The sequence below is a fragment of the Streptomyces sp. NBC_01635 genome (genome assembly GCF_045209715.1).
GTDB classification, from domain to species: Bacteria; Actinomycetota; Actinomycetes; order Streptomycetales; family Streptomycetaceae; genus Streptomyces; species Streptomyces hirsutus.
Window position 1 is genome coordinate 6,990,198 of the sequence record NZ_CP109277.1, and the last position, 11,981, is coordinate 7,002,178.

Annotated in this window: 8 protein-coding genes; 6 read left to right on the plus strand and 2 right to left on the minus strand. The window is 68.1% G+C overall.

The features are described 5' to 3' along the window. The first annotated feature begins 202 nt into the window (after positions 1-202). Positions 203-1,291 carry a lytic polysaccharide monooxygenase gene (locus OHB56_RS32435; RefSeq protein ID WP_406357145.1) on the plus strand — a complete coding sequence of 363 codons (1,089 nt, stop codon included), beginning with the start codon at positions 203-205 and terminating at the stop codon, positions 1,289-1,291. 97 nt (positions 1,292-1,388) lie between these two features. Here OHB56_RS32435 and OHB56_RS32440 read toward each other — a convergent pair whose 3' ends face one another. Together OHB56_RS32440 and OHB56_RS32445 are read right to left on the minus strand one after the other, a co-directional pair. Continuing rightward, complete coding sequence (locus tag OHB56_RS32440; protein ID WP_406357147.1) at positions 1,389-5,198, minus strand: GH92 family glycosyl hydrolase; 3,810 nt, start codon at positions 5,196-5,198, stop codon at positions 1,389-1,391. A 259-nt stretch (positions 5,199-5,457) separates the two neighbouring features. Continuing rightward, the gene (locus OHB56_RS32445; protein WP_326755437.1) at positions 5,458-5,586 is read right to left on the minus strand and encodes a hypothetical protein; all 129 of its coding nucleotides are present in this window, start codon (positions 5,584-5,586) and stop codon (positions 5,458-5,460) included. A gap of 33 nt (positions 5,587-5,619) precedes the next feature. Here OHB56_RS32445 and ngcE point away from each other — a divergent pair, with 33 nt between their 5' ends. The 5 genes from ngcE (at position 5,620) to OHB56_RS32470 (ending at position 11,824) form a co-directional block, all read left to right on the plus strand. Continuing rightward, complete coding sequence (gene ngcE / locus OHB56_RS32450) at positions 5,620-7,155, plus strand: N-acetylglucosamine/diacetylchitobiose ABC transporter substrate-binding protein (protein WP_406357150.1); 1,536 nt, start codon at positions 5,620-5,622, stop codon at positions 7,153-7,155. A gap of 104 nt (positions 7,156-7,259) precedes the next feature. Then, positions 7,260-8,186 carry a carbohydrate ABC transporter permease gene (locus OHB56_RS32455; protein ID WP_406357152.1) on the plus strand — a complete coding sequence of 309 codons (927 nt, stop codon included), beginning with the start codon at positions 7,260-7,262 and terminating at the stop codon, positions 8,184-8,186. Positions 8,187-8,190: 4 nt separating this feature from the next. Next, a complete protein-coding gene (locus tag OHB56_RS32460; RefSeq protein WP_388283829.1) occupies positions 8,191-9,114 on the plus strand; it encodes a carbohydrate ABC transporter permease in 924 nt (307 codons plus the stop codon). Positions 9,115-9,378: 264 nt separating this feature from the next. Continuing rightward, the gene (locus OHB56_RS32465) at positions 9,379-10,590 is read left to right on the plus strand and encodes an ROK family protein (RefSeq protein ID WP_406357153.1); all 1,212 of its coding nucleotides are present in this window, start codon (positions 9,379-9,381) and stop codon (positions 10,588-10,590) included. A 133-nt stretch (positions 10,591-10,723) separates the two neighbouring features. Next, positions 10,724-11,824: a substrate-binding domain-containing protein gene (locus OHB56_RS32470; RefSeq protein ID WP_406359253.1), complete on the plus strand. Its 1,101-nt coding sequence runs from the start codon at positions 10,724-10,726 to the stop codon at positions 11,822-11,824. Positions 11,825-11,981 lie beyond the last annotated feature (157 nt).

Sequence of the window (11,981 nt, forward strand, 5' to 3'; positions counted from 1 at the left end):
TTCCCCGTACGAGTGAGATGGGAGCGCTCCCATCCTTCGTCGGACCGGAACCCGCCGCGGGAACGCCCCCGTCTCGCTCGCCCCCCCACGCGCGCATGCGCACGAACGCGCACATGCGCACATGCGCACATGTATACATGCGCACGACCCGTGACCCGTAGCACCCACAGCGACGGACAGGTATGTCATGATCATGGCAAAAATGAGAACAAGGGCGAGGGGCGGCACCCCTCCCCGGCTCACCCTCCCTACTCGCGCCAGAGCCCTCTTCCTGGTCCTCGTCTCCCTGCTCGCCACCGTCCCGGCCGTCGGCCTGGTCATGAGCGCGGGCGGCGAGGCGGAGGCGCACGGGACGCCGATGAAGCCCGCCAGCCGGACCTTCCTGTGCTGGCAGGACGGGCTCACCAGCACCGGTGAGATCAAGCCGGTCAACCCGGCGTGCAAGGCCGCCGCCCAGGTCAGCGGCACCACACCGTTCTACAACTGGTTCTCCGTACTGCGCTCCGACGGCGCCGGCCGTACCGAAGGCTTCGTGCCGGACGGGCAGTTGTGCAGCGGCGGCAACACCAGCTTCACCGGCTTCAACCAGCCGCGCAACGACTGGCCGCTCACCCACCTCACGTCGGGTGCGACCGTCGACTTCTCCTACAACGCCTGGGCCGCTCACCCGGGCTGGTTCTACGTGTACATCACCAAGGACGGCTTCGACCCGACCCGGACCCTCACCTGGGCCGACATGGAGAAGCAGCCGTTCCTCTCCGTCGACCACCCGCCGCTCAACGGGTCCCCGGGCACCGTCGACGCCAACTACTCCTGGACCGGGAAGCTTCCGCAGGGCAAGTCGGGCCGCCACATCGTCTACATGGTCTGGCAGCGTTCGGACAGCGCGGAGACCTTCTACTCCTGCTCCGACGTCGTCTTCGACGGCGGCAACGGCGAGGTGACCGGCATCAAGGAGCCCGGCAACACTCCGACCGAGCCCGTCCCCGGTCAGTGCACCGCCACCCGCAGCACGACAGGCAGCTGGAACGGCGGCTACCAGTCCCAGGTGACCGTCACCAACAGCGGTAACGTCCCCATGCTCGGCTGGATGGTCGACTGGGCCCTCCCGGCCGGCCAGCGGGTCGACAGCCTGTGGAACGGCAACGCCACCTACCAGAGCCAGAACGTCATGGTCCACAACGCCGGCCACAACGGCTCGCTGAATCCGGGGCAGAGCGCCACCTTCGGCTACGTCGTCTCCGGCTCCGGCGGGGACAGCACGACGAGCCTGCCCTGCCGGGTCGGCTGAACCAGCCCCGTGCGCGGCGGTGACACGACGTGCCGCCGACACGACGAAGCGGGTCCGGGCCACCACGGCCCGGACCCGCTTGCGGCGCGCGGCCGGCTCAGCTCAGCAGTTCCACCTCCGTCAGCGTCGCCTCACCGCTGAGGACCAGCCGGTAGTGGCCGTACTTCCCCGGCTCGTCCACCGAGAAGGCCCGTGTCTGCCGGTCCCAGCGGAAGGCCTCGGGATCGTCCGCCCGCTTGTCGAGGGTCTTCCACGTCGTGCCGTCGGCCGACCCCTGGAGGGTCCAGCCCGTGGGCGCCTTGGTGTGGGCAGAGGACGTCAGCGTGTACTGGACCGCCCTCGCGTCCCCCTTCACGGGCAGGTCGACCGTGGACACCGTGGCGCCGGTCGCCGAGGAGTCGTCGAACAGGGCGCCCGCGCCCTTCAGCACGTCCTCGCGGGGCGTGGGCACCTCGTCGTCCTGGGTGATCGACACGGGGGCCGCCTTCTTGCCGGTGCCCCACGACGACGGCCGCGGGCCCATGTCGAACTCCAGGACCCCGCCCTTCGCGACCACCGAGTGGGGGAGCGACGTGGAGTCCCAGCGCTTGCCGTTGACCTTCAACCCCTGCACGTACACGTTCTTCGCGCTGTTCTTCGGCGCCCTGACGACCAGCTCGCGGCCGTTCTCCAGGTGCACGGTCACCTTCTTGAACAGCGGGGAGCCGACGGCGTACTCGCCGCTGCCCATCACCAGCGGGTAGAACCCGAGGGAGGAGAACAGGTACCAGGCCGACTGCTCGCCGTTGTCCTCGTCCCCGTGGTAGCCCTGCCCGATCTCGCTGCCGGTGTAGAGCCGCGACAGCACCTCACGGACGTTCTTCTGGGTCTTCCAGGGCTGCCCGGCCGCGTCGTACATGTACAGGGCGTGGTGGGCCACCTGGTTGGAGTGTCCGTACATGCCCATCCGGACGTCCCGCGCCTCGGTCATCTCGTGGATGACCCCGCCGTAGGAGCCCTTGAACTCCGGGGAGGCCGTCTCGGGGGTGGACAGGTACTCGTCGAGCTTGTCCCCGAGACCGTCCCGCCCGCCGTACAGGTTGGCCAGGCCCCGGCTGTCCTGCGGGGCGGTGAAGGCGTAGCCCCAGCCGTTCGTCTCGGTGTAGTCGTGGCCCCACACCCGCGGGTCGTACTTCGAGGACTCGACGCGCCAGTCGCCCTTCGTGTTCTTCCCCTGGAAGAACCCGGCCTCGGAGTCGAACAGGTTGACGTACTCCTGGGCCCGGTCGAGGAAGTAGGCGGACTCCTCCTTGTAGCGCTCGTCGCCGGTCTTCTTGTGGAGGGCCTTGCCCATCTGCGCGATGCCGTAGTCGTTGAGGTAGCCCTCCAGGGCCCACGACAGGCCCTCGTGGGTCTCGGTGCCGGTGTAGCCGAGGAACGGCGAGGTCGCCATGCCCTTGCGGCCGACGCCCGACGACGGGGGCACGACGGTGGCGTTCTTCACGGCCGCGTCGTACGCCGCCTCCGCGTCGAAGTCCACGCCCTTGACGTAGGCGTCGGCGAACGCGACGTCCGAGGAGGTGCCGGTCATCAGGTCGGCGTAACCGGGGGAGGACCAGCGGGAGGTCCAGCCGCCGTCCTTGTAGTGCTGCACGAACCCGTCGACCAGCTCACCCGCCTTGGAGGGGGTCAGGAAGGAGTACGCCGGCCAGGTGGTCCGGTAGGTGTCCCAGAAACCGTTGTTGACGTACACCTTGCCGTCGACGATCTTCGCGCCGGTGTGCGTCGGGGTGTCCGGACCCGGCATCTTCGAGAAGGGGGAGGCGTACTTGTGCTTCCCGTCGACCTTCTCGAAGCCCGAGTTCGGGTACAGGTACAGCCGGTAGAGGCTCGAGTAGAGCGTGGTCAGCTGGTCCGGAGTGGCGCCCTCGACCTCGACCTTGCCGAGCAGCTCGTCCCACTGTCGCTGGGCGCTCCGCTTGACCGAATCGAAGGACCGGTCCGCGGGGATCTCCTGGCGCAGGTTGTCCTTCGCCTGGTCGACGCTGATCAGCGAGGTGGCCAGGCGCAGGGTGACCGTCCGGTCCTTGCCCGCATCGAACCGCAGGTGGCCCTTGACGCCCTCGGTGGAACCGTCCGTCACCGGCTTGTCGAACTCGCCGTGCACGAACAGCCGGGTGGCGCCCGTGGACAGCCCGGACTTCACGTCCGAGTAGCCGCTGAAGGTGCCGCTCTCCTCGTCGAGGGTCAGGCCGGCCTGGTCGGTGACGTTGTCGAACAGGACACTCGCGTCGTCGCCCGGGTAGGTGAAGCGCATGACCGCCGCGTGGTCCGTCGGCGCGATCTCCGCCTTCTGGCCGTTCTCGAACCGCACCCCGTAGTAGTACGGCCGCGCGGTCTCGTTCTCGTGCCGGAAGGCCAGCTCCCGCGCCTCACGGCCCAGTTCCGGGGTGCCGGAGGCGGCGGACGGCAGTACCTGGAAGGTCTGCCGGTCGCCCATCCAGGGGCTCGGCTCGTGGCTCGCGCTGAACGCCTGGAGCGTCGGCAGGTTGTCCGCGTTGTTGCCGCGCGCGTAGTCGTACAGCCAGCTCAGGGAACCGGCGTTGGTCACCGGCGTCCAGAAGTTGAAGCCGTGCGGCACGGCGGTCGCCGGGAAGTTGTTGCCGCGCGAGAAGCCCCCGCTGGAGTTGGTGCCCCGGGTCGTCACCGCGTAGTCGGACAGATGGGCCTTCGGCCGCTCGGGCTTCACCGACTTGAGCGACACGTCGTCCAGCCAGCCCCGGAACTTCGCCGGGCCCTTGGAGGAGTCGTACGCGACCAGGATCCGGTCGACGGTCTTGCCGGCCGCGACCGAGCCGATCCCGGACGCGACGCTGTTCCACTGGTTGACGTACAGCACCTTGGCGTCGCCCTGCCCCCGCGGGGTCAGCGGGAAGCCGTGCTGGTCGATGGCGCGCAGCTCGCTCAGATGGGTGCCGTCGGTGAAGACCAGGTCGACGGAGACGTTCGTGGCGTCGTAGTCGAGGTCGCCGTCCGCCATCGAGGGGAAGATCTTGTACGACAGCTCCGTACGGCGGTCGACCTTCACGTTGACGTCGAAGACCTTGTTGTACGAGTACGCCCGCCCGTCGGCCGTGTGCCGTCCGGCGTAACGCAGTGCACGCTTTCCGGTGAATCCGGCGCCCGACTTCGCCGTCGGGGAACCGCTCGGCCCGCGGTCGACCAGCGAGAGCATGTCCTGGGGTATCGGCTCCTCGGTGTCGCCGGTGGAGAACTGGACGTCGGCGAGCTGGAGCGCGTCCGCCCCGCCGTTCTTCGTGATCTCCAGCCGGAAGTGCCGGTACCCGGCGACGGCCGAGGCGTCCAGGTCGTAGACCTTGGTCTGGAACCGCTCCGCGAACGTCTCGCCCGAACGGGTGTCGAGGGTCGTCCAGTCCTTCCCGTCGGCCGAACCCTTCAGGGTCCAGTCCCGCGGGTCGCGCGGGGCGAAGTCGTTGGCCGAGGTGAGTGCGTACCGGACCACCTCGACCGGTGCGTCCAGGTCGAACTCGGCCCAGCCGGTGGACGTGAAGGCCAGCCACTTGCTGCTGGGCTCGCCGTCGACGAGGTTCTCCTTCACCTCCCCGGCGCCCGCGTTCTCCGAGCTGGCGCGCACGTCCGTGACATGGTCGGTGACGCTGCCCGGTATGCCGCTGCTGTAGCCGCCGTCGACACCCGAGGCGCGCTTCTTGCCGCCCCGTGCGGTGTCGACGGTGTTCAGCCAGTCGGGGGCGGGCTCCCCGGCCTCGAACGACGAAGCGAACTCCCGGTCCGCCTTCGCGGGTGCCCCGGGCAGTGCGACCGCGACGCCCGGGGAAGCCGCCGCCACGGCAAAGGCGGTCGTCGCGACGACCGCCGGGCCCCATCTGTGCCGAATTCTGTGGTGCATGCGCGAGCACCCTCCCTGGGCTGGACAACGTTGTCAGAATTGCTGCGCAAGCACCAGTAGTGGGCCAAGTTGCTTGTGGTGTCAAGGGTGTTGAATGCGGCGCTCGATTCCGGAGGCAAGGAATCTTCCGTTGTGGAACGCGACGACCGCTCATATTTCCGCCAGGTCTCAACTCGGAAAAGACCGACGGCGAACCTTGTGTTCGATCTTGCTCCGGCGGCGGAAAGTGGACTATACCTGTCGGCACTCCGGGGCATCCTCACAGCGCCCGAACAGCGAACACCACCACGTCCCGTACCACTGGTGCCGCCGGCGCCAGCCGCACTTCCAGCACTTCCTGCACGACCCAGCGCGACCCGAACGCGGTGCCGGGAAGGATCCGGTTCACCGCCTGAGTCCTGGAGAAGGCGAGGACTTGAGCATGGGATCCAACTCCGCCGAGTACGACGGCACGCACGAGCACGGCACGCACGAGCACGGCACGCACGAGCACGGCACCCGCGAGCGCGGCGCCCGCGGTCGAACCGGCCACGGCACCACGGGAGTGGGCCGCCGCGACCTGATCAAACGGTCCGCGGCGCTCGGCCTGATCTCCGTCCCCACGATGAGCTTCCTGTCCGCGTGCGCCAGCGGCGGCGGGGACGATCAGGAGAAGGCCGAGACGGGCAAGAAGACCGCGAAGAACCCGCTCGGCGTCAATGACACCGCGAAGCTGGAATTCGTCCTGTTCGACGGCGGTTTCGGCAAGGAGTACGCCGAGGACGCCGTCAAGGTGTACGAAAAGGCCTTCCCCGGGGCGAAGGTGAAGTTCTCCGCCACCCAGAAGATCCAGTCCACCCTGCAGCCGCGCTTCAACCAGGGCACCCCGCCCGACCTCATCGACAACTCCGGCGCCGAGCAGATGGACATGGGCACCCTGGTCGGCAAGAAGCAGCTCGCCGACCTCACCCCGCTGCTGGACGCCCCCTCCTACGACGACCCGGGCACCAAGGTCCGCGACACGCTGCGGCCCGGCATCGTCGAGATGGGCCAGTTCGACGGCGAGCAGGTCTGGATCCTCTACTACGCCTACACGGTCTACGGCGTCTGGTACTCGCAGAAGGCGCTGGACTCGCTCGACGAGCAGTACCCCGAGACCTGGGACCAGATGCTCGCGGTCTGCGCGAAGGCCAAGAAGAAGGGCATGGCCGGCTGGACCTACGCCGGCAAGTACCCGTACTACCTCCCCTTCTCGCTGTACCCGATGATCGGCAAGGTCGGCGGGCGCGAGGTGCTCGACGCCATCGACAACCTGGAGCCGAACGCCTGGAAGCACCCCGCCGTCAAGGCGTGCTTCGAGGCCTACTACGAACTCCAGCAGAAGGGCTACGTCCTCAAGGGCACCCCGGGCCTGGACCACATCCAGTCCCAGACCGCCTGGGCCAAGGGCGACGCGCTGTTCATCCCGAACGGCTCCTGGGTGGAGAACGAGTCGGCGAACGTCATGCCCGACGACTTCGACCTGGCCGTCTCCGCGCCCACCGGCCTGGACTCCTCCGACAAGCTGCCCTTCGGCACCATCTGGGCCTCCGGCGGCGAGCCCTTCGTCGTCCCCGCCAAGGCCGCGAACGCCCCGGGCGGCATGGAACAACTGCGCATCATGCTGAGCGAGGCGTCCTCGAAGAACTTCACCGGCAAGGTGAAGTCGCTGACCGCCTACAACGGTGGCACCGACGGCATCGAGCTGACCCCGGGTCTGAAGTCCGGTGTCGCCGCACTGGACGTGGCCGGGGAGAACGTGGTGAACCCGCGCCTCCAGGACTGGTACGTGCAGCTCCAGAAGGAGAAGATCGGCGTCTCCGGGATCGGCGAGATGATGGCCGGCCGCGCGACCCCGGCCGAGACCATCAAGAAGATCCAGGCCTTCGCCGACGAGACGGCCAAGGACTCGTCGGTCAAGCACTACAAGCACCAGTGAGCAGTCAGTGAGCAATCGGTGAGCATCCGCCACCGGGGCCTGCCCGGCGCACCGTTGCCGGGCGGGCCCCGGTGGCAGCCCGCGCGCAGATCGGGGTCGCAGTAATGCAGCACGGCAAGTACCGGTTCATCGTGGGGTTCCTGGCGGTTCCCCTGGGGCTGTACGCGCTCTTCGTCGTCTGGCCGTTCGTCCAGTCGATCTACTACTCGTTCACGGACTGGACCGGTCTGAGCCCCGACTTCGAGATGGTCGGGTTCGCCAACTACGCACGCATGCTGGACGACGACATCTTCTGGAAGTCGCTGCGGCACAGCCTGCTGTTCGCCCTGCTGGTACCGGTGGTGACGATCGGTCTGGCGCTGTTCCTCTCCTTCATGATCAATGTGGGCGGCCGGCGGCGCCGCGGCGGACCGGTGATCTCGGGGGTCCGCGGCTCCGCCTTCTACAAGATCGTCTACTTCTTCCCGCAGGTGCTCTCGATCGCGATCATCTCCCTGCTGTTCGCGTTCGCGTACAACCCCGACAGCGGTGCGATCAACTCGTTCCTGCGGGCGGTCGGACTCGACGGCATCCAGCCGCTCTGGCTGGGCGACCCGGACCTCGCCCTGTGGGCCGTCATGGCGGTGATCGTCTGGTCCACGGTGGGCTTCTTCGTGGTCCTCTTCTCCGCCGGGATGGCGTCCATCCCGCTGGACCTCTACGAGGCGGCGCTGCTGGACGGCGCCAACCGGATCACCACCTTCTTCCGCATCACCCTGCCGCTGCTGTGGGACACCGTGCAGTCCGGCTGGGTCTACATGGGCATCCTCGCCCTGGGCGCCGAATCGTTCGCGGTCGTACACATCATGACGACCGGTCCCGGAGGCCCCGACTACTCGACCACCGTCATGGTCCTGTACGTGTACCAGAAGGCGTTCCGCGACGGTCAGGCCGCCTACGCCACCACCATCGGTGTCGCCCTCCTCCTCGTCACCCTGGCCTTCGCCGCCGTGGTGATGAAACTGGGGCGGCGCGAGCGGCTGGAGTACTGATCCCATGAAGACGACCGAGCCCCCCGCCCCGGTACCGGCCGAGTCCGGTGTCACCGTCACCAAGGCCGACGTCCCCGCCGGCGCGCCCCCCGAGGAGAAGAAGGCGGGCGGCGTCCTCAACGTCTTCTCGCACGGAATCCTAGTGATCTGGGCGATCATGGTGGCCCTGCCGCTGCTGTGGGCGGTGATGACGTCCTTCAAGGACGACGCCGCCATCTTCGGCTCGCCCTGGTCGCTGCCGGACACGCTCCACTTCGAGAACTGGTCACGGGCCTGGACCCAGGCCCATATGGGTGACTACTTCCTCAACACCGTCCTGGTGGTGGGCGGTTCGCTCATCGGCACCCTGGTGCTGGGCTCGATGGCCGCCTACGTGCTGGCCCGCTTCGAGTTCCCGGGCAACCGGTTCATCTACTACCTGTTCATCGGCGGCATGAGCTTCCCGATCATGCTCGCGCTGGTCCCCCTGTTCTACGTCGTCAACAACATGGGCCTGCTGAACACGATCCACGGGCTGATCCTGGTCTACATCGCCTACTCGCTGCCGTTCACGGTGTTCTTCCTGACCGCGTTCTTCCGGACCCTGCCCAGCAGTGTGGCGGAAGCCGCGTTCGTGGACGGCGCCTCGCACAGCAGGACGTTCTTCCAGATCATGCTCCCGATGGCCAAACCGGGCCTGGTCAGCGTGGGGATCTTCAACTTCCTGGGCCAGTGGAACCAGTACATGCTGCCCACCGTGCTCAACACCGACGAGGACAAGCACGTCCTCACCCAGGGCCTGGTGCAGCTGGCCGTCAGCCAGGGCTACAAGGGGGACTGGTCCGGTCTCTTCGCCGGCCTCGTGATGGCGATGCTCCCCGTGCTCGCGGCGTACATCGTCTTCCAGCGCCAGGTCGTGCAGGGCCTCACCGCGGGCGCCCTGAAGTAGCCGCCGGCCTCCTTCCGGGCGGCCGGCCGGCACTGCTCGGAAGGCGCCCCGGGGAGCCGTCCCCGGACCCTCTGAAGTCACCCTCCGGATTGCCCCGCGCACCCGCAGCTCCCGCCCCAGGGAGCGGCGGGTGCGACGGCGTCCAAGGACCCGGAAACGGTTCAACCTCTTGACGGGAGGCGACCCGAACGGCTCATCTTAGAGTTCACTAGTTGGACACGGAACGGGGCCTCACCGAAGCGGCCCCGCGCGCAGGAGGTCGTCGTGGAGACTCCGGGGTCGCAGTCGTCGCTGCACCGAGCCAATCTTGAACGGGTCGTTCGAGCAGTACGTCTGGCGGGCTCCCTCACCCAGGCCGAGATCGCGAGGGCCACGGGCCTGTCCGCGGCGACGGTGTCCAATATCGTCCGGGAGCTGAAGGAGAGCGGGACCGTCGAGGTCACGCCCACCTCGTCGGGCGGCCGCCGGGCCCGCAGCGTCTCGCTCAGCGGGGACGCCGGAATCGTCGTGGGGGTGGACTTCGGGCACACCCACCTGCGGGTCGCGGTCGGGAACCTGGCCCACCAGGTGCTCGCCGAGGAGGCCGAGCCGCTGGACGTGGACGCCTCCTCGACCCAGGGCTTCGACCGGGCGGAACAACTGGTCAACCGGCTGATCGAGGCGACCGGCGTGGATCCTGCCAAGATCGCCGGGATCGGCCTCGGCGTGCCCGGACCCATCGACGTGGAGTCCGGCACCCTGGGCTCGACCGCGATCCTGCCCGGCTGGACCGGCACCAAGCCCGCCGAGGAGCTGCGGGGGCGGCTCGGCGTGCCCGTGCACGTGGACAACGACGCGAACCTGGGCGCCCTCGGCGAGATGGTCTGGGGCAGCGGCCGGGGCGTGCGCGACCTGGCGTACATCAAGGTCGCCAGCGGTGTCGGCGCCGGTCTGGTGATCAGTGGCAAGATCTACCGCGGGCCGGGCGGCACCGCGGGGGAGATCGGGCACATCACGCTCGACGAGTCCGGCCCCGTCTGCCGCTGCGGCAATCGCGGCTGCCTGGAGACCTTCGCGGCGGCCCGCTACGTGCTGCCCCTGCTCCAGCCCAGCCACGGCACGGATCTGACGATGGAAGGCGTCGTACGGTTGGCGCGCGGCGGCGATCCGGGCTGCCGTAGGGTGATCGCCGACGTCGGCCGTCACATCGGCAGTGGAGTCGCCAATCTCTGTAATCTGTTGAACCCGAGCCGGGTGGTCCTCGGCGGTGACCTCGCCGAGGCCGGCGAGCTGGTCCTCGGCCCCATAAGGGAGTCCGTCGGCCGCTACGCGATTCCCAGCGCCGCCCGCCAACTGTCCGTGCTCCCCGGGGCACTTGGGGGCCGTGCGGAGGTGCTGGGCGCGCTTGCCCTCGCACTGAGCGAAATGGGCGATTCGACCCTGTTGGACGGCACGGCGGGAGGCACCCTCGCCGCGACCTCTCCTGCCTTCACTTAGAGAACGATTGGCACCGTTGCCATCTCGTTAAGGATTTACTTCTTGACGTCGCACGTGCGGCCGAGTTGACTTCCAGCCACCTCGGCCGCAACGTCGCGGCCTCGTCAGGGAGGTTTCTGAAGTGAACACGCGTATGCGCCGTACCGCCATAGCCGTTGCCGCCGGTGCGCTGGCCGTCTCTCTCGCCGCCTGCGGCAGTGCCGCCGAGTCCGGTGACAAGGACAGCGACTCGGGCAAGTCCGCCGCCAAGGGCGACAACATCAAGGTCGGTCTGCTCCTGCCGGAGAACCAGACCGCGCGGTACGAGAAGTTCGACAAGCCCCTGATCGAGAAGAAGATCAAGGAGCTCACGAACAACAAGGGCGAGGTCATCTACGCCAACGCCAAGCAGGACGCCAGCCAGCAGAACCAGCAGGTCGACACGATGGTGACCAACAAGGTCGACGTGCTGATCCTGGACGCGGTGGACGCCAAGGCCATCGCCGGCTCGGTGAAGAAGGCCAAGGAGGCCGGCATCCCGGTCGTGGCCTACGACCGCCTCGCCGAGGGTCCGATCGACGCCTACACGTCGTTCGACAACGTGACCGTCGGCAAGACGCAGGGCGAGGCCCTGCTCGAGGCGCTGGGCGACAAGGCCGAGAAGGGCCAGATCGTCATGATGAACGGCTCCTCCACCGACCCGAACGCCGCCAAGTTCAAGGAGGGCGCGCACGCCGCCCTCGACGGCAAGGTCAAGGTCGGCCGCGAGTACGACACCAAGGAGTGGAAGCCGGAGAACGCCAACGCCAACATGGAAGGCGCCATCTCCGCCATCGGCAAGGGCAAGATCGTCGGCGTCTACTCCGCCAACGACGGCATGGCGGGCGGCATCATCACCGCCCTGAAGGCCGCCGGCATCAAGGTCCCGGTCACCGGCCAGGACGCCGAACTCGCGGGCGTGCAGCGCATTGTGACGGGCGACCAGTTCATGAGCGTCTACAAGCCGTACGCCCCGGAGGCCGACGCCGCCGCCGAGATGGCCGTCGCGCTCGCCCAGGGCAAGTCGCTGGACTCCATCGCCAAGGACACGGTCGACAGCCCCACCACCAAGGGTGTGCCGTCGGTCCTCGTCGAGGTCGTCTCGCTGACCCAGGAGAACATCAACGACACGGTGATCAAGGACGGTGTCTACACCGTCGAGGAGATCTGCACCGGCAAGTACAAGGCCGCCTGCGACAAGATCGGTCTCAAGTAGACCTCTTCGCGGTCCGCAGTCCCGAGTCCCCGCAGCTGAACGGGAGTCCGCACCGGGCTCCCGTACGGGACCGACTGCCATGAACTCCGCCGGCGCCCCGCACACACCAGCCCCGCAAGCTACGCGGGGCGCCGGACGGAACACCCCCCTACTTCTG

Excerpts from the sequence above, each read along its gene's own strand:
- OHB56_RS32460 (WP_388283829.1), top strand. The coding sequence starts at position 8,191 with ATGAAGACGACCGAGCCCCCCGCCCCGGTACCGGCCGAGTCCGGTGTC.
- ngcE (WP_406357150.1), top strand. The coding sequence starts at position 5,620 with ATGGGATCCAACTCCGCCGAGTACGACGGCACGCACGAGCACGGCACG.
- OHB56_RS32455 (WP_406357152.1), top strand. The coding sequence starts at position 7,260 with ATGCAGCACGGCAAGTACCGGTTCATCGTGGGGTTCCTGGCGGTTCCC.
- OHB56_RS32440 (WP_406357147.1), bottom strand. The coding sequence starts at position 5,198 with ATGCACCACAGAATTCGGCACAGATGGGGCCCGGCGGTCGTCGCGACG.
- OHB56_RS32470 (WP_406359253.1), top strand. The coding sequence starts at position 10,724 with ATGCGCCGTACCGCCATAGCCGTTGCCGCCGGTGCGCTGGCCGTCTCT.
- OHB56_RS32435 (WP_406357145.1), top strand. The coding sequence starts at position 203 with ATGAGAACAAGGGCGAGGGGCGGCACCCCTCCCCGGCTCACCCTCCCT.